The organism is Streptomyces sp. LUP47B, assembly GCF_001746295.1.
Classification (GTDB): domain Bacteria; phylum Actinomycetota; class Actinomycetes; order Streptomycetales; family Streptomycetaceae; genus Streptomyces.
The window spans coordinates 253638-279089 of record NZ_MJAH01000006.1; the positions used below are offsets into that span (position 1 = coordinate 253638).

The window sequence follows — 25452 nt, forward strand, 5'->3', positions numbered from 1 at the left end:
TCCCGGCCCGGTCGGAAAAACGCGCAGCAGCCGAAGGAGCTCTCCCGTGGCAGACCGCACACCCCCGCTCGGCGTCGAGGAGCTGCACGCCCTCGTCGCGAGCGGTGAGATCGACACCGTCGTCCTGGCCTTCCCCGACATGCAGGGCCGGCTCCAGGGCAAGCGGTTCGCCGCCCGCTTCTTCCTCGACGAGGTACTCCACCACGGCACCGAGGGCTGCAACTACCTCCTCGCCGTCGACACCGAGATGAACACCGTCGACGGCTACGCGATGTCGTCCTGGGACCGGGGTTACGGCGACTTCGCCATGCGCCCCGACCTGAGCACCCTGCGCCGCGTGCCGTGGAACGCCGGTACGGCCATGCTGGTCGCCGATCTCGCCTGGGAGGACGGTTCCCCGGTGGTCGCCGCGCCCCGCCAGATCCTGCGCCGCCAGCTGGAGCGGCTCGCCGAGCTCGGCTACACCGCCCAGGTCGGCACCGAGCTGGAGTTCATCGTCTTCAAGGACACCTACGAGCAGGCCTGGGACGCCAACTACCGCGGGCTGACCCCGGCGAACCAGTACAACATCGACTACTCGGTGCTGGGCACGGGACGCATCGAGCCCCTGCTCCGCCGTATCCGCAACGAAATGGCGGCCGCCGGGCTCACCGTCGAGTCCGCCAAGGGCGAGTGCAACCCCGGCCAGCACGAGATCGCCTTCCGCTACGACGAGGCCGTCGTCACCTGCGACCAACACGCGATCTACAAGACCGGTGCCAAGGAGATCGCCGCCCAGGAGGGCGTGTCGCTGACCTTCATGGCCAAGTACAACGAGCGCGAGGGCAACTCCTGCCACATCCACCTCTCGCTCGCCGACGCCGCAGGCAACAACGCGATGGCCGGCCCGGACGGGATGTCGGACGTGATGCGGTACTTCCTCGCGGGGCAGCTGGCGGCCCTCAGGGACTTCTCGCTCCTCTACGCCCCCAACATCAACTCCTACAAGCGGTTCCAGCCGGGCTCCTTCGCCCCCACGGCGGTGGCGTGGGGCCACGACAACCGCACCTGCGCCCTGCGGGTCGTGGGCCACGGCCGCTCCCTGCGCTTCGAGAACCGGCTGCCCGGCGGTGACGTCAACCCGTACCTCGCGGTCGCCGGGCTGGTAGCGGCGGGGCTGTACGGCATCGAGCAGAAGCTGGAGCTGCCGGACGCCTGTACCGGCAACGCCTACACCGCCGAGTACGCGCACGTCCCCACCACCCTGCGCGAGGCCGCCGAGCTGTGGGAGAACAGCCCGATCGCCAAGGCCGCCTTCGGCGACGAAGTCGTCGCGCACTACCGCAACATGGCCCGCGTCGAGCTCGAAGCCTTCGACGCGGCGGTCACCGACTGGGAGCTGCGCCGCTCCTTCGAACGTCTGTGAGAGGTACTTCGTTGTCCCCGTCGTCATACGAGCATGAACTGACCGTCCTCAACCCGGCCACCGAGGAGGTCGTCGCCACCGTCCCCTCCGCCACCGCGGCCGACGTGGACGCGGCCGTCGCCAGGGCCGCCAAGGCGCAGGCGAAGTGGGCCGCGCTGGCGCCCGCCGACCGGGCCCGGCTGCTGCGCCGGTTCGCCGACGTCGTCGACCAGCACGTCGAGGAACTGGCCCGGCTGGAGGTCCGCGAGGCCGGCCACCTCCTCGGCAACGCCCGCTGGGAGGCGGGCAACGTCCGCGATCTGCTGGCCTACGCGGCCGGGGGAGTGGAACGGCTGAACGGCCACCAGATCCCGGTCCCCGGCGGACTCGACGTCACGATCCTCGAACCGCTCGGTGTCGTCGGGGTCATCGCGCCCTGGAACTTCCCCATGCCCATCGCGGCCTGGGGTACGGCCCCCGCGCTCGCCGCCGGCAACGCCGTCGTCCTCAAGCCCGCCGAGACAACCCCGCTCACCGCCCTGCGGCTCGCCGAACTCGCCCTGGAGGCAGGGCTCCCGGAGGGCCTGTTCCAGGTGCTGCCGGGCCACGGCCCGGTCGCCGGCACCGCCCTCGTCGAGCACCCCGGCGTCGCGAAGATCGTGTTCACCGGCTCCACCGGCACCGGCCGTGCCGTCATGGAGCGCTGCGCCCGCCAGGTCAAGCCGGTCACCCTCGAACTGGGCGGCAAGAGCCCCAACATCGTCTTCGCGGACGCGGATCTGCGCACCGCCGTCGACCCCTTCTCCTTCCTCGACAACTCCGGCCAGGACTGCTGCGCCCGCACCCGGATCCTGGTCCAGGAGTCGGTCTACGACGAGGTCCGCGAACTGCTCGCCGACGCCGTGAACGCCGTGGTCGTGGGCGACCCCGCCGACGAGAAGACCCAGATGGGCCCGCTGATCTCCCGCCGGCAGCTGGACCGGGTACGGGCACTGGTCCCCGCCGACGCCCCCGGCCTGCGCGGCAGCGCGCCCGACGGGCCCGGCTTCTGGTTCGCGCCGACCGTCCTCACCGGCGAGGCGCCCGACTCCGAGGCCGCCCGCGAGGAGATCTTCGGCCCGGTCGCCGTCCTGCTGCCCTTCACGGACGAGGAGGACGCGATCCGGCTCGCCAACGACACCCCGTACGGCCTCTCCGGCTCCCTGTGGACCCGCGACATCGGCCGTGCCCTGCGCCTCTCCCGAGCCGTCAAGGCGGGCAACCTGTCCGTCAACTCCCACTCCAGCGTCCGCTACTGGACCCCCTTCGGCGGCTACAAGCAGTCCGGACTCGGCCGCGAGCTCGGCCCGGACGCCCTGACCGCCTTCACCGAAACCAAGAACGTCTTCATCAGCACGGAGGGCCCCGCACAGTGACCGATCAGATCGTGTGCCGTCGTCTCGTCGGCCGCACCGCCGTCATCACCGGAGCCGGCAGCGGCATCGGTCTCGCCACCGCCCGCCGGCTCGCCTCCGAGGGCGCCCACGTCGTCTGCGCCGACGTCGACGAGGCCCGCGGCAAGGCCGCCGCGGACGAGGTCGGCGGGCTCTTCGTCAAGGTCGACGTGACCGACCCGGAGCAGGTCGAGGCCCTGTTCAAGACGGCGTACGACACCTACGGCAGCGTCGACGTCGCCTTCAACAACGCGGGCATCTCGCCGCCCGACGACGACTCCATCCTGGAGACAGGTCTCGAGGCGTGGAAGCGCGTCCAGGAGGTCAACCTGACCTCCGTCTACCTGTGCTGCAAGGCGGCGATCCCCTACATGCGGCGCCAGGGCAAGGGTTCCATCATCAACACGGCGTCCTTCGTGGCCCGGATGGGCGCGGCGACCTCGCAGATCTCGTACACCGCCTCCAAGGGCGGCGTGCTCGCCATGTCCCGCGAACTGGGCGTGCAGTTCGCGAAGGAGGGCATCCGCGTGAACGCCCTCTGCCCGGGCCCGGTCAACACCCCGCTGCTCCAGGAGCTGTTCGCCAAGGACCCCGAGCGGGCCGCGCGCCGGCTCGTGCACATCCCGGTCGGCCGGTTCGCCGAGGCCGAGGAGATCGCCGCCGCCGTCGCCTTCCTGGCCAGCGACGACTCCTCCTTCGTCAACGCCAGCGACTTCCTCGTCGACGGCGGCATCTCGGGGGCGTACGTCACACCGCTGTAGGTCTCGCCCTACAGTGCCCCCATGAGCAGGACGCTCCCGCCCGGCTGGTACCCGGACCCCGACGCTCCGCACCTGGAGCGCTGGTGGGACGGGACGGCCTGGACGGACCACCGGCGCGCCCCGGAGGGCCCCGGCCCGCCACGGCCGGCCGGCGGGGCCTCCGGGCGCGCGAAGGCCGTGGCCCTGACCGCCTCGGGGGTCGTCCTCGTCGCCGCGATCGTCAGCGGGGCGTTCGCGCTCGCGCGGGGCGACGGGGACGACGTCGTGGCGGACTCCGCACCGACGCCTGCGACGCCCCCGCCCTCCACTGCCTCTCCGGCCCCGTCCCGACTGGTCGACGAACTCGACGGGATCAGCCTGCCGTTGCCCGACGGCTGGGTCCCGGCGAAGTACGTCACAAGCGACAACGTCGTGATGACCACCGACGGCGGCCGGGTCTTCACCCGCACCCTGCCCGCGAACCCCGGGGCGTCCCCGGCGTCCCTCGCGAAGAAGGACATACCGCAGGCCGCCGACAGTGCCTACGGCGGAATCCGCAGCCACCGGGTCGTCGGATCGGAGCGCGTCGCCGTCGCCGGATGCGCCGGATACCTGGTGCGCTGGCGGGTGAGGACGGCCCAGGGACCCGATGGTTACGTCCAGTCGCTGGCCTTCACCCCGGCCCCCGGCGGGCCCCCGGACGCGGTCGTCGTCCGCTTCGCCTTCGACGCCGGTCCCGACGGGCCGCCGCTCGCCGACATGGACCGGATCACCGACGGGATCCGGTCGGTCCGCCGTTGACCTAGAGGAATGTGTGGCCTTCCCCGCGGTACGTCGGGACGGTCGCCGTCACCGCGTCCCCCTCGATCAGGTGCAGCCTCTCGAACCGCTCGCACAGCTCACCGGCCTTGGCGTGCCGGAACCACACCTTGTCGCCGAGCAGCAGATCGTCCGCCGGCGCGCCGAGCAGCGGGGTCTGCACCTCGCCGGGCCCCTCCTGCGGGTCGTACTTGAGCCCCTCCGGCAGATACGGCACCGGCAGCCGGTCGGGTCCGGCCGCGCCGGAGGCCGGGTAGCCACCGCCGAGGACGGTCACGACGCCGACCCCCGGCCTGCGCACCACGGGCTGGGCGAAGAGCGCGGCCGGACGTCCGCTGAAGGACGTGTAGTTGTCGAACAGCTTCGGGACGTACAGCCCCGACCCGGCGCCGATCTCCGTGACGGCGTCCTCCGCGGCGGTGTGCTGCACACTGCCCGTGCCGCCGCCGTTGACGAACTCCAGGTCCGGCACGACGGCCCGCACCGCGCGCACGACCGCGGCGCGCCGCTCGGCGAGCTCCCGGCGGGCGGTGGCCTGCATGAGCCGGACGGCCCGGGAACGCAACGGCCGTCCGGCCACCGAGTCCCCGACACCGGCGATGTGCCCCTCGTAGGCCATGATTCCCACGACCTGGAACCCGGGGCGCCGGGCCACCGCGCGTGCCATGTCGGCGACCTGGGCGGGGGAGTGCAGCGGCGAACGCCGGGCACCGACCCGCACCTTGCCGCCGAGCAGCTTCAGCGAGGTGTCCAACTCCAGGCAGACCCGGATGACTTCGGTGCCGCCCGCGCGGGCCTCGTCGATGAAGGCGAGCTGCGCCGGGTCGTCGACCATCACGGTCACGGCGGCGGCGAGCTTGGGATCGGCGGCGAGTTCGGCGTATCCGGCGCGGTCGGCGGAGGGATAGGCGAGCAGGATGTCGTCGAAGCCGCTCCGGGCCAGCCACAGGGACTCGGCGAGGGTGAACGACATGATGCCCGCGAACCCGTCCTTCGCCAGGACGCGTTCGAGCAGCGCCCGGCACCGCACGGACTTGCTGGCGACGCGGATGGGTTTCCCCGCCGCCCGGCGGACGAGATCGTCCGCGTTGGCGTCGAAGGCGTCCAGGTCCACGATCGCGAGGGGGGCGTCGAGATGGGCGGTGGCCCGGTCGTAACGGGTCCGGTCGGCGGCGCGCGCAGTCATGGACGAAGACTGCCAGACAGGATTACCGCAGGGTAGGGGGACGTTCCGGGCAGATGCCGCCGGCCTGGTGGACTGGTTCCCGTTCGCCCAGGAACAACCCGTAGAGTGACGCGCACGCACGCAGGGCTGGTCGCCCCCGTCGCCGCCGCGCCGGGATGCCGGCCCTTCCGTGCGGGTATGCGTGCCCGGACGGCCGTCTTTTCTGCCGGCGACTCCGACGAGGGCCCGCGCACGACCGAACGGCTCGGACATGAGGAAACGGGGGGTGCATGAGCACCGAAGCACGTCGCGCCTCGATTCCTCCACGCCCGGCGACCCCACCGAGGCCGGCCCAGCCGCCGACTGCGGGCGAGGACGGGCCCGGTTCGGAGCCGTCCGAGGAGTCGCGGCGCCGGGAAGCCGCCGAGCCGGGTGAACGGGAGATCGTCGAGCCGGGCGGGCGGATGAGCGAGGACACCGACTGGCAGGCCTTCGGCGAGCGGAGCCGCCGAAACCCGGGAGCGCAGGGTCGGGCGACGTTCGCCGGGTTCGACTGGCAGGCGTCCGGTGAGAGCGGCGCACGGGTGTCCGGCGGTCCGGACACCTCGGGTCGCCATACCCCCGGTGACGCGGGCCGACAGGACGCCGCCGCCACGGCGCCCCGCGCGTTCGGCGACAGGAACGGGCGACGGGAGACCGACGTGCCGGGTGGGGAGCGGTCCCAGGCATCGGGTGCCACCGGTCGGCCCCCGATACGACCGACCGACGACCCGGGCTCCGGCTCCACACCACCCAACGGTGAGGCCTGGTCCGCGCCGGACGGCGACGCACCCGCGAACCCTCCCACGGGCACGGGGCGGTCCCAGACCCCTTCCGGCACCGACGCCCGATCCGGCCCCCGGAACCCCAACACCCCGTTCCCCGGCAGCATCCCGCCTCCGCCCCCGGCCTCGGCCCGCTTCCCGGACACCCCTCCGGCGCCGGACCCGAAGACCCCCCGTTTTCCCGCGCAGGGCTCGCCGTCGGTGTCCGGTACCGTGCCGCCCCGGCCCGGCACCCAGCCCTCCGTGCCTCCGCGCCGCACCGACACCCCCGCCGAGACCGCGTCCGAGACGACCTTCCGGATGCGGCCGGTGCCTACGGGGCCCGCGGCCGGTGACGGGCGTACCGGCTCGGCCTCCACGCCCTCCGCGACGCGGGGGCCTTCGGGCGGCACCGTCATACCGCCCGTGCCCGACGCCCGCCCCGCCTCCGGTCGCCCTGGAGCCGATCCACACCGTCCGGGTGCGGCCGCCCGCCCCGGGTTCCCGCCGCGCCCCACGCGTGAGGCCTCGGGCGCCGGTGCCATGCGCACGCCCTCGGCGCCCGCGGGCCCGCCGACCACGCCGCCGGTGCCCACCAGTCGGCCTTCTGCACCCCCAGCACCTCCCCGGCCCTCCACGCCCCCCGCCGCTACGGAATCGTCGGCCGCCTCCCTCGCACCCGACCCGGCCCTCTCCTGGAGCGCTCCCATGCCCCCGCATGCCGGAACGCCCGGCAACGGGCGGCCCGTTGTGTCGTTCGGGGAGCCCGAGGTCGGCTACAAGGAGCGGTCGTGGGGGGTGCGGATCCCTCCCCGGATCGCTGCCGTGGCCGCGTGTGCCGTGCTCGGGCTCGGGCTCATCGGCGGTGCCGTCACCGGGAGTTGGCTGATCGGGGACTCCGGGGACGAAGGCGGCGGGGACAGGTTCACCCAGGCCGGTGAGCTGTGGCACAGCGTGCCCGTCGACCAGTTGTTCCCGCCGACCGTGGACGGCCAGGGCGCCGGGCCCGGGGGAGCCGACCGCACGTGGACGCGGATCGCCGTCGCCCCCGACAGCGGCTGCGCGAACGCCTTCGATCCCCTGCTGCGCAAGGCCCTCGCCCCCGTCGGCTGCGAGCGCCTGCTGCGCGCCACCTACACGGACGCCACCCAGAGCTACGTCACCACCGTCGGCCTGCTCTTCACCGACGCCGACGCCGGCGCCATGCGCGACCTCGACACCCGCTTCACCCGCGACGGCCTGGCCGACCGCACCGACCTGATGCCCCTCCCGTACGCCGCGAAGAACACCCTCGCCGCGGACTTCGGCGCGGCGCAGCGGGCCTCCTGGACGATCTCCGTCCTCACCGACGCCCCCGTGGTCGCCTTCGCCGTCTCCGGCTGGGCGGACGGCCGTACGGTCGACACCCCGGAGTCCGCCGAGAAGGCCATGGAGTCCGGCGACACCACCCCCGCCGCCCAGGCAGGTCTCGGCAACGAGGCGCAGGGGCTGGCCGACCGTGTCGAACGCGCCCTGCGCAAGACCGTCACCTCGCCCCCGGAGCAGTCCTCATGAGCGTCACGACCCGCCGGGCAGGTCTCCTGAGCGTCCTCCTCGCCGCCTCCGTCGCCCTGGTCCCGCCCACCGCCGCGCACGCCGACGGCATCCGCGCCAAGCAGTGGGCCCTGGACGCCATGCACACCCAGGAGGCCTGGCAGACCACCAAGGGCGCGGGCGTCACCGTCGCCGTCCTGGACACCGGCGTCGAGAACGACCATCCCGACCTCGTCGGCAACGTCCTCACCGGCAAGGACATGATCGGCTTCGGAGCCGTGCGAGGGCAGCGGCCCTGGGCGCGGCACGGCACCGCCATGGCCGGCATCATCGCCGGTCACGGACACGGCGTGGGCAACGGCGACGGTGTCATGGGCATCGCCCCCGAGGCGAAAATCCTCCCCGTCCGCGTGATCCTGGAGGACGGGGACCCGGCCCGCTCCAGGGCCCGCAACACCCGCGGCAACGCCCTCGCCGAAGGCATCCGCTGGGCCGCCGACCACGGCGCCGACGTCATCAACCTCTCCCTCGGCGACGACTCCGCCTCCGCGCACCCCGAGGCCGGGGAGGACGACGCCGTCCAGTACGCGCTCAAGAAGGGCGCCGTCGTCGTCGCCTCGGCGGGCAACGGCGGCGAGAAGGGCGACCACATCTCCTACCCGGCCGCCTACCCGGGTGTCATCGCCGCCACCGCCGTCGACAAGTTCGGCACCCGCGCCTCCTTCTCCACCCGCCGCTGGTACGCCACGGTCGCGGCCCCCGGTGACGACGTCGTCATCGCCGACCCCGACCACAAGTACTACGAGGGCTGGGGAACCAGCGCCGCCTCCGCGTTCGTGTCGGGCGCGGTCGCCCTCGTCAAGGCCGCCCACCCGGACCTGACGCCCGCACAGATCAAGAAGCTCCTGGAGGACACGGCCCGCAACGCCCCCTCAGGCGGCCGCGACGACTCCCGCGGCTTCGGCTTCATCGACCCCGCGGCAGCCCTGAAGGCCGCGGCCCGTCTGAAGCCGCAGGGCCTGCAGCCGGCGTCCTACGGCGAGAAGTACTTCGGTTCCGGGCCCGATGCCGCCAAGTCGGGGGACGACACGGCCAGTTGGGCGGCCCCGCTCGCGGGCGGCCTGGGCGTGGCCCTGCTGATCGCCGGAGTCGTCCTGTGGCGGGGCCGCCGGGGCCCCCGCCGGTCCTACGAGGGCTTCTGAGGCGGGGCGAAGCCTCAGCGGGCCGCCGCACTGGTGGCGTTCGCCGACGCGGACGCCGAGGCGTCCTCCCCGGTGAACACCGACACCGCCGCCTTCGCCGCCGCCTCCACCAGCGAAATCCCCTTCGCCTGTGTGGAGTTCCCCTTCGAGAGCACGGCCACCAGATACGCGTGGCCGTCCACCGTCACCCGCCCGATGCTGTTGACGTCCCACAGCCCGGTCGTGCTGCGCGGCAGCCACCCGTTCTTCAGCGCCCACCCGGAGCCGTCGGCCGCGGCCGACACCCCCCAGTGCTGGTCGGCCTCTATCCGGCCCATGAGCCCCTGAAGGTACGACCGCGAGGCCTCGCTCAGCTCCGAGTCGTCCCCGAACACCTGCTGGAGCAGGGTGAGCTGGTCGGCCGCCGTGGTCTGGGTCAGCCCCCACAGCGCCCCGTCGCCGCCCTCCGTGCCGGTCAGCCCGAACTTCTTGTTGGCGGCGTCGAGCCCGGAGGCCTTCCCGATGATGTCCCACAGCGCCGACGCCGAGGCGTTGTCGCTGTTCTCGATCATCGTGGTGGCGTACGCCTTCTCCCGCGCGCTGAGCCGGGTGCCCGCCTCCTGGTGCCGGAGCAGCAGCGCCGCCAGGATGTCGACCTTCACGATGCTCGCCGTGTCGAAGGCACCGTCGCCGAAGACGGCGCTGTCGCCCGACTCCAGGTCCAGCACCGCCGCCGAGACCTTCTCGTCGCCCGTCACGCGCACCGCCTTCATGGCGTCGGACAGCCGCCCGTCGAAATCCACCACCGGCTCGGACATGGCAGCCGCCTCCTCGGTCGCGGCCGCCGGGGAGGACGAGAACGATGGCACCGGCGCCGACGATACGGTGCCGCCCCCGGAGTGCGCCTGCGCCTTCACGTACACGGTCCCCCCGGCCGTGACGCCGGCTATGGCGACGCAGGCGAGCGCGGTGTACATCAACGGCCGCAGGGGGAACCTGCGGGCACGGCGTCTGGCGGCTGTGGAGGACTCCATGCCGCCGATCGTCGGGCCGCCGACTGTGCGGGCCGTTAGACGGACGTTAGAGCTGTGTCAGCGAACTCTGAGAAACCCGTGAAAGTGGTCACGGACGGGTTTCCGGGCCCGCACAACCGCAGCAGCAAGCCCCCTATAGGGTCGGTGACCGTGGCGAACAAGAACATTCCCGACCCCGGCTTCTCCGACGACGACGGCTCCGCCGATCCCCGGCTGACCGCGGCGCTCGCGGCCTGGGCCGAGGACCGCGCCGCCGTGGGCCCGGTCCTGGACGCCCTCAAGGGTGCCCGGCTGCTGGTCCCCGTGGTGGCCGTGCTCGGCGAGGTCGAGGAGGACGCGAACGGGCTGCGCCGCGAGAAGACCAGTGACATGGCCGTTCCCACCCTCAAGGCCGGATCCCGGACCGCCCTGCCGGCCTTCACCTCCACCGCGTCGCTGGCCCGCTGGGACCCCGGGGCCCGCCCCGTCGCCGTACCCCTGCACCAGGCGCTGCAGGCCGCCGCGCAGGAGAAGGCCGACACGGTCGTACTGGATCTGGCGGGGCCGGTGCCCTTCGAGCTGACCGGCTCGGCGTTGCTCGCCCTCGCCGAGGGACGCACCACCACGGACCCGCTCGCCGACCCGGCGGTCGTGGACGCGGTGCGCGCCGTCGTCGCCGACGTGCGCGCGGTGCTGCGCGCCTATCTGGGCCCGGGCAACGCCGACGGCACCCTCGCCCTGGTCTTCGAGCCGGCCGTGCCGCACGACGCCGGCGTCCACGCGGTCGCGCGGCGCCTCGCCGCCGACGAAACACTGAGGGCCCGCCTGGTGCGCGGCCTCGACCTGGCAGTGCTGCCGGCCGACGCCACACCTCCGGGCGAGCCCTTGTACGTACGGGGATGAGCTAGCCGTAGATCGGCCCGGTGTACTTCTCGCCGGGGCCCTGGCCCGGCTCGTCCGGGACCAGGGACGCCTCGCGGAAGGCCAGCTGGAGGGACTTCAGGCCGTCCCGCAGCGGGGCCGCGTGGAAGGAGCTGATCTCCGTCGCGCTCCCGTCCAGCAGTCCGGCGAGGGCGTGGATCAGCTTGCGGGCCTCGTCCAGGTCCTTGTACTTGTCGCCCTCCTCGGTCAGACCGAGCTTCACCGCGGCGGCACTCATCAGGTTGACGGCGACCGTCACGATCACCTCGACGGCGGGGACCTCGGCGATGTCGCGGGTCATCTCGTCGAAGTCGGGGGAGGCGGGAGCGCCGGTAGACGCGGGAGGGGTGTCACTCATGGCCCCCACGATAGGGCCCGGCGCACGTCGGTTCGCACCACCCCCGGGTTGCTGCTAACCTTGTGTAACGACCGGCTGGACATTCGCGTGTTCGGCCCACAAGTGGAGGCTCCGATCTCCCACCCGGCCATCCCCTGGGAAGGCGGGTCACCCCGGTCAGGCGGCCACCATCGTTCCGTACGGACGATGGAGTCGCCCGAAAGTGCGCCCCGCGTCATCGCGGCGGTGCTCCGGCAGTGTTGGAGCCCCGTCTGTGATCCGCCGGGGCATTTTTTGTTCCTCGGTGCGGTTAGGTCTGAAGAAAAGACATACGCGGCTGTCCGCCAGACCGCCGTGTGGTGCTAACCGAGGAGGATCCATCAGCGCCGAGCCCCGCATCAACGACCGGATTCGCGTTCCCGAGGTGCGACTTGTCGGTCCCAGTGGCGAGCAGGTGGGCATCGTCCCCCTGGCCAAGGCACTGGAGCTTGCGCAGGAGTACGACCTGGACCTGGTCGAGGTCGCGGCGAACGCCCGTCCGCCCGTGTGCAAGCTCATGGACTACGGGAAGTTCAAGTACGAGTCGGCCATGAAGGCCCGTGAGGCGCGCAAGAACCAGGCGCACACGGTCATCAAGGAGATGAAGCTCCGGCCGAAGATCGACCCGCACGACTATGACACCAAGAAGGGTCACGTCGTCCGGTTCCTCAAGCAGGGCGACAAGGTCAAGATCACGATCATGTTCCGTGGTCGCGAGCAGTCCCGGCCCGAGCTGGGCTACCGACTGCTGCAGCGTCTCGCGGAGGACGTCCAGGACCTCGGCTTCATCGAGTCGAATCCGAAGCAGGACGGCCGAAACATGATCATGGTTCTCGGTCCGCACAAGAAGAAGACCGAGGCGATGGCCGAGGCCCGCCAGGCGCAGGAAGCCCGCAAGGCAGACGCGAAGGCCAACCCCGGCAAGTCGCAGAACGCCGCGGAGGACGACCACGTCGAGGACGAGACCGAGGTCGAGGTCGAGGCCCCGGCAGAGGCTTCCGCCGACGCGTGACCCCGGGGGACGCGAGTCCCCAGGACACAAACCGATACAAGAGCGACGCTCACCGTGCCCGGTTTCAGGACCGGGCACCGGAGCGCCACCGACGAGGAGAGAACGGCGCTATGCCGAAGAACAAGACGCACAGCGGTTCCAGCAAGCGCTTCAAGATCACCGGCTCCGGCAAGGTGCTCCGCGAGCGCGCCGGCAAGCGCCACTACCTCGAGCACAAGACGTCGCGCCTGACGCGCCGCCTCACCGGCAACGCCGAGATGGCCCCGGGCGACGCCAAGAAGATCAAGAAGCTTCTCGGCAAGTGACGTACCCGGCGCCGTCACCGAGCGCCGTACGTCTGGACCGGGACCCCATCGATACCGGGCCGTGTGAGTCCAACCACGGCCCCGCTGCAAGGAGTTAACAAGTGGCACGCGTCAAGCGGGCAGTCAACGCCCACAAGAAGCGCCGGGCGATCCTCGAGGCGGCCTCCGGCTACCGCGGTCAGCGTTCGCGCCTGTACCGCAAGGCCAAGGAGCAGGTCACCCACTCGCTGGTCTACAACTACAACGACCGCAAGAAGCGCAAGGGTGACTTCCGGCGGCTGTGGATCCAGCGCATCAACGCCGCTGCCCGCGCCAACGGCATCACGTACAACCGCTTCATCCAGGGTCTGAACGCGGCGAACATCGAGGTCGACCGCAAGATCCTGGCCGAGCTGGCCGTCAACGACGCGCCGGCGTTCGCCGCGCTCGTCGAGGTCGCGCAGAAGGCTCTGCCGGCGGACGTGAACGCACCGAAGGCCGCGTGACGCTGCGCCTGCCCTAGGCCGACGTGACTGTGTGGACCCGCAGGCTGTGATGCCTGCGGGTCCGCTGTTTCCCGCACACTTCCGAAGGTGAAGAGCATGCCCCCCGTCACCCCCGAGCTGATCTCCCCCCGTTCCCCGCGGGTCTCCGCCGCGCGGCGGCTCGCCAGGCGGAACTTCCGGGGCAAGGAGCGGCTGTTCCTGGCCGAGGGGCCGCAGGCGGTGCGGGAGGCCGCCGGGCAGGGGCTGGTGGAGCTGTTCGCCACCGTGGAGGCGGCGGAACGGTACGCCGACATCGTCGGAGCGGCCCGGACCGTCGGGGCCCGGGTGCACCTCGCCGCCGAGGACGTCATCGCCGACATCTCGACGACCGTCACCCCGCAGGGGCTCGTCGGGATCTGCAGGTTCCTCGACACCCCCTTCGAGGAGATCCTCGCCGCCCGGCCCCGACTCGTCGCCGTCCTCGCGAACGTACGGGACCCCGGGAACGCCGGCACCGTGCTGCGGTGCGCCGACGCGGCCGGCGCCGAGGCCGTCGTACTGACCGACGCGTCCGTCGATCTCTACAACCCCAAGGCCGTACGGGCCTCCGTGGGCTCCCTCTTCCACCTGCCCGTCGCCGTCGGTGTGCCCGTTCAGGAGGCCGTCGAGGGGCTCAGGCGGGCCGGGGTGCGGATCCTCGCCGCCGACGGGGCCGGGACCGACGATCTCGACGCCGAGCTCGACCGGGGCAGCATGGGCGGGCCGACGGCGTGGGTGTTCGGCAACGAGGCCTGGGGGCTCCCGGAGGAGACCCGCGCACTCGCGGACGCCGTGGTGCGCGTCCCGATCCACGGGAAGGCCGAGAGCCTGAACCTCGCCACCGCGGCCGCCGTATGTCTCTATGCGTCAGCCCGCGCACAGCGCGCCCCCGGAGGGTGCCGCTCCGTCACCGACAACCAGTAGGGTGACCAGCTCGGGGGCCCTGCGCCGTCGGAGAGGTGGGGTACGGGGATGAGTGTCGGCACGAGGAGCGCCCAGGACGTGTCCGCAGCCTGTGCCGGTGGTGCCGCCGAGCTCGGCATCGATCCCGACCAGCTGCCCGACGGTCTCGTCGTCGCGGACGAGCAGGGCCGCGTGATCTGCTTCAACGCCGCGGCGGCCCGGATCACCGCACTCCCCGCCGAGGACGCCCTCGGACAGCGGCTGGAGAAGGCCCTTCCCTTAGAGGACCTCGAGGGGCGGCGCTGGTGGCAGCTGACCGATCCGTACGGCGGCCTCGCCATCCGCAGGCGGCAGCCCGAACGGAATCTGCTGTTGCCGGGCGGCCGTGAGGTCCTCGTCTCCGCGCAGTACGTGCGCACCCGGCCGACCGGGCCCGTCCACCGTGTCGTCGTCGCCCTCCGGGACACCGAGGCCCGCCGCCGCACCGAGCGCAGCCACGCCGAGCTGATCGCCACCGTGGCCCATGAGCTCAGGTCCCCGCTCACCTCCGTCAAGGGCTTCACCGCGACCCTCCTCGCCAAGTGGGAGAGGTTCACCGACGACCAGAAACGGCTGATGCTGGAGACCGTCGACGCGGACGCCGACCGGGTCACCCGGCTCATCGCCGAGCTCCTCGACATCTCCCGTATCGACTCCGGGCGCCTGGAGGTCAGGCGCCAGCCCGTCGACATCGGCGCCGCCGTCGGGCGCCACATCCAGGCCTATGTCGCCGCGGGCCTCGCCGCCGACCGGTTCCTGCTCCGCCTCGAACAGCCGCTGCCCGCTCTGTGGGCCGATCCCGACAAGATCGACCAGGTGCTGAGCAACCTGCTGGAAAATGCGGTGCGGCACGGCGAGGGAACCGTCACGATTGACATCACGCCCACGGAGTCACCCCGCGAGGGGGAGGACACCGGCACGTCGGTCACGGTGAGCGACGAGGGTCCCGGCATCCCGGAGGAGTCCATGAACCGCGTCTTCACCCGCTTCTGGCGGGGCAGCAAGCGCGGTGGCACCGGCCTCGGGCTCTATATCGTCAAGGGCATCGTCGAAGCCCACGGCGGCACCATCACGGTCGGCCGCGCCCCGCAGGGCGGCGCCGAGTTCCGATTTACGTTGCCCGTGAGCGCTCCGGCCTATCTCACCTGAGATCCGCCCGAGCCGCCCGCGGGCGCATTCGCATTCCTCCACCCCGTTAGACTCGGCCTTTGGCACCTTTGTGTCCCATGGACGGCCCCTCCAAAAGAGACGGCGTGAGTCGGTGACGGGGACCTTCAGCCAGCCAATCGGAAGCACGGGAAGAGATGTCGGCACCGAACAAGTCGTACGACCCTGTAGAGGTCGAGGCCCTGAAACCGGAAGAGATCGAGCGCATGCGGGACGAGGCGCTCGCCGCCTTCGCCGCCGCGGACTCCCTCGACGCGCTCCAGGAGGCCAAGGTCGCCCACACCGGGGGCGCCTCCCCGCTGGCCCTCGCCAACCGCGAGATCGGCGCCCTGCCCCCGCACGCCAAGGCCGCCGCGGGCAAGCTCGTCGGCCAGGCCCGGGGTGCGGTGAACAAGGCCCTCGCCGGCCGTCAGGCCGAGCTGGAGGCCGAGCGTGACCAGCGCGTGCTGGTCGAGGAGGCGGTGGACGTCACGCTGCCGTACGACCGCGTACCGGCCGGCGCCCGCCACCCGCTCACCACCCTCTCCGAGCGCATCGAGGACGTCTTCGTGGCCATGGGCTACGAGGTCGCCGAGGGCCCGCAGGTCGAGGCCGAGTGGTTCAACTTCGACGCGCTCAACATCGGCCCGGACCACCCGGCCCGCGGCGAGCAGGACACCTTCTTCGTCGAAGGCCCCGAAGGCGGCACCGAGTCCGGTGTCGTGCTGCGCACCCACACCTCGCCCGTGCAGATCCGCTCGCTGCTGAGCCGTGAGCTGCCGGTGTACGTGATCTGCCCCGGTGTCGTCTACCGCACCGACGAGCTGGATGCCACGCACACCCCGGTCTTCCGTCAGGTCGAGTTGCTGGCCGTCGACGAGGGCCTGACCATGGCCGACCTCAAGGGCACCATGGACCACATGGTCCAGGCCCTGTTCGGCGAGGGCATGAAGACCCGGCTGCGCCCGAACTTCTTCCCCTTCACCGAGCCGTCCGCCGAGATGGACATGGTGTGCTACGTCTGCCGCGGCGAGTCCGTCGGCAACCCCGACCGCCCCTGCCGTACCTGCTCCTCGGAGGGCTGGATCGAGCTGGGCGGCTGCGGAATGGTCAACCCCAAGGTGCTGACCGCCTGTGGCGTCGACCCGCAGAAGTACAGCGGCTTCGCCTTCGGGTTCGGCATCGAGCGGATGCTGATGTTCCGCCACAACGTCGAGGACATGCGAGACATGGTCGAGGGTGACGTCCGGTTCACCCGGCCGTTCGGGATGGAGATCTGATGCGGGTCCCGCTTTCTTGGCTGCGGGAGTACGTCGACCTGCCGGCGACCGAAACCGGCCGTGACGTCCAGGCCAAGCTCGTTTCCGCAGGGCTCGAGGTCGAGACCGTCGAGCACCTCGGCGCCGACCTCAAGGGCCCCCTGGTCGTCGGCCAGGTGCTGACCATCGAGGAGCTGGAGGGCTTCAAGAAGCCGATCCGCTTCTGCACGGTGAACGTGGGCCAGGCCAACGGCACCGGTGAGCCCCAGGAGATCGTCTGCGGCGCGCGCAACTTCGCCGTCGGCGACAAGGTCGTCGTGGTGCTGCCCGGCGCCACGCTGCCCGGCGGCTTCTCGATCTCCGCCCGCAAGACCTACGGCAAGACCTCCCACGGCATGATCTGCTCCGGCGACGAGCTGGGCATGGGCGACGACGGCAGCCACGGCATCATCGTGCTGCCGCCGGAGACCGAGGTCGGCAAGGACGCCATCGAGCTCCTGGAACTGGTCGACGAGGTCCTGGACATCGCCGTCACCGCCAACCGCGGCGACTGCCTGTCCATCCGGGGCGTGGCCCGCGAGGCCGCGATCGCCTACGGCATCCCGCTGCGCGACCCGGCCCTGCTCGACGTGCCGGGCCCGAACGCCTTCGGCTACCCGGTGCAGGTCTCCGACCCGCTCGGCTGCGACCGCTTCACGGCCCGTACGGTGACCGGCCTCAGCCCCGAGGCGCGCTCCCCGCTCTGGCTCCAGCGCCGTCTGCAGAAGGTCGGCATGCGCCCGATCTCGCTCGCCGTCGACGTCACCAACTACGTGATGATGGAGCTCGGCCAGCCGCTGCACGCCTACGACCGCTCCCTGGTCCAGGGCACCATCGGCGTGCGCCGGGCCGAGGAGGGCGAGCAGATCGTCACCCTCGACGGCGTCGAGCGGAAGCTGCACCCCGAGGACCTGGTCATCACGGACGAGCGCGGTCCGATCGGCCTCGCCGGCGTGATGGGCGGTGCCAACACGGAGATCGCCGACCACGCGTCCTCGCAGGGCACGACGGACGTGGTCATCGAGGCCGCGCACTTCAACGCGGTGGCCATCGCGCGTACGGCCCGACGCCACAAGCTGTCCTCCGAGGCGTCCCGGCGCTTCGAGCGGGGTGTCGACCCGCAGGCCGCCGCCGCTGCCGCGCAGCGCACGGTCGACCTGCTGGTGCTGCTCGCGGGCGGTACCGCCGAGGCCGGTGTCACCGAGGTCACCGCCCCGTCGGCCCCGCACACCATCAGCGTCCCGGCGGACCACCCCGACAAGGTCGCGGGTGTCTCCTACGGCCGCGAAACCGTCGTACGCCGTCTCCAGGAGGTCGGCTGCGACGTGTACGGGCAGGACGAGCTGATCGTCACCGTGCCGTCCTGGCGTCCCGACCTCCAGGACATCAACGACCTGGCCGAAGAGGTCATCCGGCTGGAGGGCTACGAGAACCTGCCCTCCACGCTGCCCAGGCCGCCGGCCGGCCGTGGCCTGACCCACCGCCAGCGGCTGCACCGCCGGGCCGGGCGTGTGCTGGCCGGTGCCGGGTACGTCGAGGCGCCGAACTACCCCTTCGTGTCCGAGCAGGTCTTCGACCAGCTGGGCCTGGAGGCCGGTGACCCGGCTCGCCGTGTCGTCAGGCTGACCAACCCGCTGAACGACGAGGAGCCCGCGCTGCGTACGTCGCTGCTGCCGGGGCTGCTCGGTGCCCTGCGGCGCAACGACGGGCGGGGCTCGCACGATCTGGCGCTGTTCGAGACCGGGCTGGTCTTCCTGCCGCGCTCGGAGCAGCGGGTCGCCGCGGTGCTGCCGGTGGACCGGCGTCCCACGGACGCGGAGATCGCCGAACTGGACGCCGCGCTGCCGGAACAGCCGCGACACGTGGCCGTGGTGCTCGCCGGTGCGCGGGAGCAGGCCGGCTGGTGGGGCAAGGGCCGACCGGCCGACTGGGCCGACGCGGTCGAGGCCGGGCGACTGGTCGCGCGTGAGGCCGGCGCCGAGCTGGTCGTGCGGGGCGGTCAGTACGGGCCGTGGCACCCGGGGCGCTGTGCCGAGTTCGTCGTCGGCGACACCGTGGTGGGGCACGCCGGTGAGCTGCACCCGCGGGTCGTGAAGGCGTTCGGGCTGCCTGCGCGCACCTGTGCGATGGAGCTGGATCTCGACGCCCTGGAGGCGGCAGGCAACGACACCCCGCAGGCGCCGACCATCTCCACCTTCCCGGTGGCCACGCAGGATGTCGCCCTGGTCGTCGACAAGTTCGTGCCGCACGCCGAGGTCGAGACCGCGCTGCGCGAGGGAGCGGGTGAACTCCTCGAAGGGATCCGGCTGTTCGACGTGTACGAGAACGAGGAGCAGCTGGGGGACGGCAAGAAGTCGCTGGCCTACGCACTGCGGTTCCGTGCGGGGGACCGGACCCTGACCGTGGACGAGGCCTCCGCGGCCCGGGACGCGGCGGTTGCCCTCGCCGGGGAGCGTACGGGGGCCGTGCTGCGCGGCTGAGCGTGCGGAGAGCGCGGCCACCTCACTCGATAGGGTGAGTTGCCCCAGCGATCCGGCCCTTTCGACCCAGGTGGTCGACAGAATCGGACCGGCCTTTCGAGGTCGGTCCGATTGCGTGTGCAGGGCCTAGTTGGGGGGCCATCGGCATGATGTGCTTGAGGGCTGCGGTGCCTCGTGTCGGGCGGGCCGCTCGCCTCGCGGTCCGCAGAGGCCACCGGAAATCACGCCGTGCGCTGACGCTCGGGCTGCCCACGATGTGGGGCGCCGTCGCGGTCACGTACAAGCTGACCTGCCCGCTCGCGCAGCAGAACGGCCTGGGCGCGCGGGTCGCCGGCAGCGCCGTGTTCTTCGCGGTGGGCACCGGACTGATCATCCACGTCAGGCGCGCACTGCTGCGTGAGCTCAGACAGGCCCGCCAGGTCGCGGGCGTCGCCCAGAGCGCGCTGCTGCGGCCGTTGCCGCCGCGTATCGACGGGCTCACCGTGGCCGCGGCCCAGATGTCCGCCGACCGGGGCGCCACCATCGGCGGCGACCTGTACGAGGCCGTCGCCACGGACCACGGGGTACGGGTCGTCATGGGCGACGTCCGCGGCCACGGTCTCGCCGCCGTCGGTACGGCCGCCGCGGTCCTCGGCAGCTTCCGCGAGGCCGTCCACGACGAGCCCGAACTCGCCGGGGTGCTGCGCAGACTGGACCGTGCGCTCGCCCGGCACCTGCGGGAGCGCGCCGAACGTGACGGTACGGTCGCCGAGGACTTCGTCACGGTGCTGCTGCTGGAGATCGGCCGGGACGGTGGGCTCTCCGCCCTCAACTGCGGCCACCTGTGGCCGTACCTGTTGAGTGGCCCCAGGGTCGAGCCTCTGTCGGGCGCGGATCCGTTGCCGCCCCTCGGCCCGTTTCGGCTGCCGTGGGACCTTCAGCCCCTGGAGTGCGGCCAGCTGTTGCCGGGCGAGACCCTGGTCCTGCACACGGACGGTGCCGAGGACGCGAGGGACGCTCATGGCCGGTTCTTTTCCTTGCCGGAGGTACTTCGTGAGGCTGCGCGGGGCACTCCCGACGTCGTACTGGGTGCTGTGTTCACCGCTCTCCTGGACCACACGGGCGGCACCCCGACGGACGACGTCGCCCTCCTGGTGCTGAGAAACGATCGGCAACACTCAGCTGCCTCGGGAACCGCGCGACCAGCCACGACGCACCTCTGAAGCCCACGGCCGGGCCACCGCACTGTACGAGGGGGAGCCGGCGGCCCGGCCGGCCTCTTGCGAGGTATTTCAGTCAACCGGGCGGAAACTCTCCGCGACAGTGCGCACACCCTGCGGATTCGAGCACTCCGATCACACCCCGTGTGAAGACCAACCCACTAATCTGACGGCACCGAGCCACCCGGGGGCCATACATGCAGCCCAACACTCTGCTCGACGCGATCCTCGACGAAGCCGGGATCTCGCACGCCGGGCTCGCCGCACATGTGAACCAGGCCGGTAGGGCACGCGGCCTCGCGCTCAGGTACGAACACACCGCCGTGGCACGGTGGTTGAAGGGCCAGCGCCCGCGCGGTCAGGTGCCCGACCTGATCTGCGAGGTGCTCGCGGGCCGGCTCCAACGCCCCGTCACCCTCGACGACATCGGCCTGGGCGTGCCCGGCGAACCCTCCACCCCGCACGGCACCTCACTGTCCGGTTTCGTCGAACGGGCCACCGCCCTGTGGCGCTCCGACGAACAGCAGCGCCCGCACATCCTGGGCGCCCCCGCGGTCACCGGAACCCCTGCCGTCATGCCCGTGTGGGAGTGGGAGAACCCGCCCGAGGACGTCGACGTCTCCCGAGGTGGCCGGCACCGGGTCACCCACTCCGACATCGCGATGCTCCGCGCGGCCCGCACCCACTACGAGCAGATGTACCGCAAGGCCGGCGGCATAGCGACCCGTACCCGGATCGTCGGCTTCCTCAACGCCGAGGCCGCCCCGCTGCTGCGCGGCAGCTACACCGATGAGACGGGCCGCCAACTGCACCGTGCCACCGGCGGGTTGGTCGCCGTCGCCGGGATCTGCGCCTACGACTCCGACGCCCATGGCCTGGCCCAGCGCTACTTCCACCAGGCCCTCAGGCTCGCCAAGGCCAGCGGCGACCGCGGACTCGGCGCGTATGTCATCGCGCTGCTGGTCAACCAGGCCCTGTTCATGCGGGAGTACCGCCAGGCCGTCGCCTTCGCGGAGGCCGCGCTGCGGGCGGCAGGCAAGCACATCACCCCGGCGCTCGCCTGCGATCTCTACGCGATGCAGGCCAAGGCGTACGCCCACCTCGGCGACGGTACGACCGCGCTGTCCTGCATCCGGCGGGCCGAGCAGGCCGCCGAACGCATCCGGCGGGGATACGAGCCCGACGAGACCGGCTATGTCCAGCCGGGCCTCGTCAACGTCCAGGTGGCGGAGGCGCTCCTCAGCCTCGGCGAGCTCGCGGCGGCGGCCGCGCACGCCGCGGCCGCCGTCGACAACCCGGCCCACGACCGGGGCCGGGTGCACCGCCTCGCCATGCTCAGCACGATCGAACTGCGGCAGGGCAACGCCGACAAAGCGGTGGCCACCGCCGTACAGATGGCGGAACAGGCCCGGGGAATGGAGTCCCAGCGCCTGCGCGACAGACTCAGAGCGGTCCGCGAACACCTGGCCCGCAGCGGCTGCGCGGGCACCGCCGAGGCAGCCGAACTGATCGACGGCGCACTGCGCGTACCGCTGTAGGAGGGCACGCGTACGCCGACAGCCACAGTCCCTGCTGCGATATTGCCACTTACTCGACGGAAGGTGGCAGAACCGTGCAGTGGACGAAACAGAACGAACAAACTGTGTATGAAAACCGCTGGTTCAGCGTCAATCTCGCCGATGTCGAGCTGCCGGACGGCCGGCATCTCGACCACTTCCTGATACGACTTCGGCCCGTCGCCGTCGCCACGGTGGTGAACGAGGCCAACGAGGTCCTCCTGCTGTGGCGCCACCGTTTCATCACCGACAGCTGGGGCTGGGAACTCGCCGCGGGGGTGGTCGAGGACGGCGAGGACATCGCCGTAGCGGCCGCCAGGGAACTCGAGGAAGAGACCGGCTGGCGGCCGGGCCCGCTCCAGCACCTCATGAGCGTGGAGCCCTCCAACGGGCTCACCGACGCCCGACACCACATCTACTGGGCCGACGAGGGCGAGTACATCGGGCACCCCGTGGACGACTTCGAGTCGGATCGCCGGGAATGGGTCCCCCTGAAGCTCGTTCCCGACATGGTCGCCCGTGGGGAGGTCCCGGCCGCCAACATGGCGGCCGCGTTACTCCTGTTGCACCATCTGAGGCTCGGTGACGCTCAGCCCTGATCCCCCCGAGCGTCCCGAAGCCTCAGTGGCCGAAGGCCTGCCAGATCGCCACGACGAGCGCGCCCACGGCGGTGATCGCCGCAACCGCGGGAAGCGGCCAGCGGGCGTGCTCCAGGGCGATGATCCGTGCGCTCAGATCGTCGATCTCCTTGTCCGTCTGCTCCGTGCGATGGCTGAGCAGAGCGAGGCCTCCCTCGACGCGTGCGTACGCGACATCGAGGCGGCGTCGTAACTCTGCGAGTTCTCCTTGAACCACGGGATGCTCCGGGTCGGCGGTCACAGGTCCGCTCCTTTCCGTAGTCGTCACATCCCTTGCATGCGCATGAAGAGTCAACTCGCCTGGTGGGCGCGTGGGGAGAGTGTGCGACGGGCATATGCGGGCCCGGCGTGCACACGGTGTGTGAATGACACGGGCCCGGCACTCGTGAGAGGGCCGGGCCCGTGTTCGTAGCACTGTGTCATCAGCACCCTGGAACGGACAGGGTGCGGGTCAGTCGTAGCTGTAGAAGCCCGAGCCGGACTTCCGGCCGAGCCGGCCCGCGTCGACCATACGCTGGAGCAGCGGGGGAGCGGCGTACAGCGGCTCCTTGTACTCCTCGTACATCGAGAAGGCGACCGAGGCGACGGTGTCCAGGCCGATCAGGTCGGACAGCTTCAGCGGGCCCATCGGGTGGGCGCAGCCCAGCTCCATGCCGTTGTCGATGTCCTCGCGGCTCGCGATACCCGACTCGAACATCCGGATCGCGGACAGGAGATACGGGATCAGCAGCGCGTTGACCACGAAGCCGGAGCGGTCCTGGGCGCGGATCGCGTGCTTGCCGAGCAGCTTCTCGGCGAACTGCTGGGCGCGGGCCAGCGTGCCCTCGGACGTCGTGAGCGCCGGGATCAGCTCGACGAGCTTCTGCACCGGGGCCGGGTTGAAGAAGTGGATGCCGACGACCTGGTCGGGCCGCGAGGTGGCCACCGCCAGCCGCACCAGCGGGATGGACGAGGTGTTGGAGGCCAGGATCGCGTCCGGGCGGGTCACCACCTGGTCGAGCACCTGGAAGATCTCGGTCTTGACCTGCTCGTTCTCCACGACGGCCTCGATGACCAGGTCGCGGTCGGCGAACTCGCCGAGGTCGGTGGTGAAGCTCAGACGGGCCTGCGTCTCCGCCAGCTCGTCCGCCGTGATCTTGCCGCGTTCGGCGGCCTTCGTCAGGGAGTTGAACAGCCGGGTGCGGCCGATCTCCAGGGCCTCGCCGGTGGTCTCGGCGACCTTCACGTCCAGGCCGGCGCGGGCGCACACCTCGGCGATGCCCGCCCCCATCTGGCCGCAGCCCACCACTCCGACGCGCGCGATGTCTCCCGCCGGGAAGTCCGTCACTTCGTCCCTTTCGCTGATCTTCACCTGGTGGCAGGTCGGCCGTGGTCCGGTTCCTGCTCCGTTCGTGCACGTTACTCCCAAGTATCGATGATCGATCGTCGGGGGCCGTCATCCGTCGGGCATTCTGGGGCGCGGAGACGATCCGTGACCGAGCGGATCCATGGTGTTGGGGGAGTGTGCACATGGGGCGTCTGTCGCGCCGGGCCTTCGCGTTGGCCGCGCTGTCGACCATGACCTCGGCCTCGGGAGCGGCGGCGGCACCGCGGCATCCGAGGCGGGCGGCGGCCGGGATGCGGGGGGTGTGGCTCGCCACCGTGTCCAACCGGGACTGGCCGTCCAAGCCGGGGCTGACCGCCGTACAGCAGCGCGCGGAGCTGATCGCCCACCTCGACCGGGCGGCGGCGGACCGTCTCAACGCGGTGATGTTCCAGGTACGGCCCACCGCCGACGCCCTGTGGCCCTCGCCGTACGAGCCATGGTCGCAGTACCTCACCGGGACCCAGGGCAGGAACCCCGGCTGGGACCCGCTCGGCACGGCCGTGGCCGAGGCGCACCGGCGGGGCCTGCAACTGCACGCCTGGTTCAACCCGTACCGCATCGCCAACCACAGCGATCCGACGAAGCTGGTCGCCTCCCACCCCGCCCGCACCCACCCGGACTGGGTGGTGACGTACGGCGGAAAGCTCTACTACAACCCCGGCCTGCCCGAGGTCCGCGCCTTCGTCCAGGACGCGATCCTCGACGCGGTGCGCAAGTACCCGGTGGACGCGGTCCACTTCGACGACTACTTCTACCCGTACCCGGTGGCCGGGCAGACCTTCGACGACGACGCGGCCTACGATGCGTACGGCGGCGCCTTCGCGAACCGGGCCGACTGGCGGCGGGACAACATCGACAAGCTGGTCCTGGAGACCGCGGCCCGCATCAAGCGGATCCGGCCCACCGCACAGTTCGGCATCAGCCCCTTCGGGGTGTGGCGCAACGCCGCCACCGACCCGCTCGGCTCGGACACGCGCGCGGGTGTGCAGTCCTACGACGACAACTTCGCGGACACCCGCAAGTGGGTGCGCGAGGGCTGGATCGACTACCTCGTGCCGCAGCTCTACTGGAACATCGGTTTCGCCGCCGCCGACTACGCGAAGCTGGTGCCCTGGTGGGCGAAGCAGGCGCAGGGGAGCAGGACGAAGCTCTACCTGGGCGAGGCCCTCTACAAGGCCGGGGACCCGGCGCAGCCCGCGGCCTGGCAGGACCCCGCGGAACTGTCCCGGCACCTCACGCTCGCGCGCGACCGCAAGCAGGTGCGCGGGCATGTCTTCTTCGCCGCGCGGGAGGTCTCCTCGGACCCGATCGGGGCGATGGCGCGGGTGGTCGCCGACCACTACCAGGGGCCGGCGGTTCCCCCGCGCCGTGTCACCGGCCGGTCTGCTGGAAGCGGTGCCTGATCTCGGTGTCGGGGCCGGGTGAGCACACGCCCTCGTGCCCGTCCTCGAAGCGGACGCGGTACGGGGGGTTGCCCCCGTGACCCAGCACTTCGACGATCTCACCGACCTTGTCCTGCTGTCCGACCACCCTGCCGTGCTGGACAAGCTGGTCGCCCACGGTTGCAAGCATCTGGGGCCTCCTCACCAAGTGCGGGAGCAGCGGTCCGTGGCCCCGATTCTACGGCGCGGGGACGCGG

At 71.6% G+C, this 25452-nt stretch carries 23 protein-coding genes and 1 pseudogene; 18 read left to right on the forward strand and 6 right to left on the reverse strand.

All coding sequences use genetic code 11. The features are described 5' to 3' along the window. Positions 1–46 precede the first annotated feature (46 nt). The 4 genes from BFN33_RS19385 to BFN33_RS19400 are packed head-to-tail and all read left to right on the forward strand — an operon-like array spanning position 47 to position 4358. Positions 47–1405: a glutamine synthetase family protein gene (locus BFN33_RS19385; RefSeq protein WP_069761344.1), complete on the forward strand. Its 1359-nt coding sequence runs from the start codon at positions 47–49 to the stop codon at positions 1403–1405. A gap of 11 nt (positions 1406–1416) precedes the next feature. Beyond that, a complete protein-coding gene (locus BFN33_RS19390) occupies positions 1417–2799 on the forward strand; it encodes an aldehyde dehydrogenase (protein ID WP_069761345.1) in 1383 nt (460 codons plus the stop codon). Then, on the forward strand, positions 2796–3578 hold the full coding sequence (locus tag BFN33_RS19395) for a 3-oxoacyl-ACP reductase (protein ID WP_069761346.1): 783 nt from the start codon (positions 2796–2798) through the stop codon (positions 3576–3578). Before BFN33_RS19390 ends, BFN33_RS19395 begins: the two co-directional genes overlap by 4 nt. 21 nt (positions 3579–3599) lie before the next feature. Continuing rightward, on the forward strand, positions 3600–4358 hold the full coding sequence (locus tag BFN33_RS19400; protein WP_069761347.1) for a DUF2510 domain-containing protein: 759 nt from the start codon (positions 3600–3602) through the stop codon (positions 4356–4358). A 1-nt stretch (position 4359) separates the two neighbouring features. On the opposite strand, the gene BFN33_RS19405 is transcribed toward BFN33_RS19400, so the two are convergent. Further along, positions 4360–5562 (reverse strand): amino acid deaminase/aldolase, encoded by a 1203-nt coding sequence (locus BFN33_RS19405; protein ID WP_069761348.1) that lies wholly within the window; start codon positions 5560–5562, stop codon positions 4360–4362. A 269-nt stretch (positions 5563–5831) separates the two neighbouring features. On the opposite strand from BFN33_RS19405, the gene BFN33_RS54360 reads away from it, so the two are divergent. Next, positions 5832–7898 carry a hypothetical protein gene (locus BFN33_RS54360; RefSeq protein WP_256122797.1) on the forward strand — a complete coding sequence of 689 codons (2067 nt, stop codon included), beginning with the start codon at positions 5832–5834 and terminating at the stop codon, positions 7896–7898. Further along, a complete protein-coding gene (mycP, locus tag BFN33_RS19415; protein ID WP_069761350.1) occupies positions 7895–9079 on the forward strand; it encodes a type VII secretion-associated serine protease mycosin in 1185 nt (394 codons plus the stop codon). Before BFN33_RS54360 ends, mycP begins: the two co-directional genes overlap by 4 nt. 14 nt (positions 9080–9093) lie before the next feature. Here the strand turns inward: mycP and BFN33_RS19420 are convergent, their stop codons facing one another. Beyond that, positions 9094–10092 (reverse strand): serine hydrolase, encoded by a 999-nt coding sequence (locus BFN33_RS19420; protein ID WP_069761351.1) that lies wholly within the window; start codon positions 10090–10092, stop codon positions 9094–9096. Positions 10093–10242: 150 nt separating this feature from the next. Here BFN33_RS19420 and BFN33_RS19425 point away from each other — a divergent pair, with 150 nt between their 5' ends. After that, a complete protein-coding gene (locus tag BFN33_RS19425; RefSeq protein ID WP_069761868.1) occupies positions 10243–10974 on the forward strand; it encodes an SseB family protein in 732 nt (243 codons plus the stop codon). Position 10975: 1 nt separating this feature from the next. On the opposite strand, the gene BFN33_RS19430 is transcribed toward BFN33_RS19425, so the two are convergent. Next, positions 10976–11350 carry a DUF1844 domain-containing protein gene (locus BFN33_RS19430; protein ID WP_069761352.1) on the reverse strand — a complete coding sequence of 125 codons (375 nt, stop codon included), beginning with the start codon at positions 11348–11350 and terminating at the stop codon, positions 10976–10978. Between the two features lie 333 nt (positions 11351–11683). On the opposite strand from BFN33_RS19430, the pseudogene infC reads away from it, so the two are divergent. The 10 genes and pseudogenes from infC to BFN33_RS19480 all read left to right on the forward strand — a co-directional run bounded on the left by infC (position 11684) and on the right by BFN33_RS19480 (position 22408). Continuing rightward, positions 11684–12380: pseudogene (infC, locus tag BFN33_RS19435) on the forward strand (translation initiation factor IF-3). A 110-nt stretch (positions 12381–12490) separates the two neighbouring features. Next, positions 12491–12685 carry a 50S ribosomal protein L35 gene (rpmI, locus tag BFN33_RS19440; RefSeq protein ID WP_057614273.1) on the forward strand — a complete coding sequence of 65 codons (195 nt, stop codon included), beginning with the start codon at positions 12491–12493 and terminating at the stop codon, positions 12683–12685. 101 nt (positions 12686–12786) lie between these two features. Further along, positions 12787–13170: a 50S ribosomal protein L20 gene (gene rplT / locus BFN33_RS19445; protein WP_057614272.1), complete on the forward strand. Its 384-nt coding sequence runs from the start codon at positions 12787–12789 to the stop codon at positions 13168–13170. A gap of 96 nt (positions 13171–13266) precedes the next feature. After that, the gene (locus tag BFN33_RS19450; RefSeq protein ID WP_069761354.1) at positions 13267–14112 is read left to right on the forward strand and encodes an RNA methyltransferase; all 846 of its coding nucleotides are present in this window, start codon (positions 13267–13269) and stop codon (positions 14110–14112) included. A 48-nt stretch (positions 14113–14160) separates the two neighbouring features. Next, positions 14161–15279, forward strand: a complete 1119-nt coding sequence (locus BFN33_RS19455; protein ID WP_069761355.1) for an ATP-binding protein — start codon at positions 14161–14163, stop codon at positions 15277–15279. Positions 15280–15434: 155 nt separating this feature from the next. Continuing rightward, the gene (pheS, locus tag BFN33_RS19460) at positions 15435–16556 is read left to right on the forward strand and encodes a phenylalanine--tRNA ligase subunit alpha (protein WP_069761356.1); all 1122 of its coding nucleotides are present in this window, start codon (positions 15435–15437) and stop codon (positions 16554–16556) included. Continuing rightward, entirely contained in the window at positions 16556–19054 is a 2499-nt protein-coding gene (pheT, locus tag BFN33_RS19465; RefSeq protein WP_069761357.1) for a phenylalanine--tRNA ligase subunit beta, read from the forward strand. The genes pheS and pheT overlap by 1 nt, the downstream gene beginning before the upstream one ends. A gap of 146 nt (positions 19055–19200) precedes the next feature. Beyond that, a complete protein-coding gene (locus BFN33_RS19470; protein WP_079140891.1) occupies positions 19201–20256 on the forward strand; it encodes a PP2C family protein-serine/threonine phosphatase in 1056 nt (351 codons plus the stop codon). Positions 20257–20450: 194 nt separating this feature from the next. Beyond that, positions 20451–21791, forward strand: coding sequence for a transcriptional regulator (locus BFN33_RS19475; RefSeq protein WP_069761359.1), 1341 nt, complete (start codon positions 20451–20453; stop codon positions 21789–21791). A 74-nt stretch (positions 21792–21865) separates the two neighbouring features. Then, the gene (locus BFN33_RS19480; protein ID WP_069761360.1) at positions 21866–22408 is read left to right on the forward strand and encodes an NUDIX hydrolase; all 543 of its coding nucleotides are present in this window, start codon (positions 21866–21868) and stop codon (positions 22406–22408) included. Between the two features lie 22 nt (positions 22409–22430). Here BFN33_RS19480 and BFN33_RS19485 read toward each other — a convergent pair whose 3' ends face one another. Both BFN33_RS19485 and BFN33_RS19490 read right to left on the reverse strand, forming a co-directional pair. After that, positions 22431–22688 (reverse strand): hypothetical protein, encoded by a 258-nt coding sequence (locus BFN33_RS19485; protein ID WP_069761361.1) that lies wholly within the window; start codon positions 22686–22688, stop codon positions 22431–22433. 210 nt (positions 22689–22898) lie between these two features. After that, entirely contained in the window at positions 22899–23774 is an 876-nt protein-coding gene (locus tag BFN33_RS19490) for a 3-hydroxybutyryl-CoA dehydrogenase (protein WP_069761869.1), read from the reverse strand. A gap of 182 nt (positions 23775–23956) precedes the next feature. Here BFN33_RS19490 and BFN33_RS19495 point away from each other — a divergent pair, with 182 nt between their 5' ends. Continuing rightward, positions 23957–25216, forward strand: coding sequence for a glycoside hydrolase family 10 protein (locus BFN33_RS19495; RefSeq protein ID WP_069761362.1), 1260 nt, complete (start codon positions 23957–23959; stop codon positions 25214–25216). On the opposite strand, the gene BFN33_RS19500 is transcribed toward BFN33_RS19495, so the two are convergent. Further along, on the reverse strand, positions 25185–25385 hold the full coding sequence (locus BFN33_RS19500; RefSeq protein ID WP_069761363.1) for a DUF1918 domain-containing protein: 201 nt from the start codon (positions 25383–25385) through the stop codon (positions 25185–25187). The two genes, BFN33_RS19495 and BFN33_RS19500, sit on opposite strands and share 32 nt — an antisense overlap. Between the last annotated feature and the right edge of the window lie 67 nt (positions 25386–25452).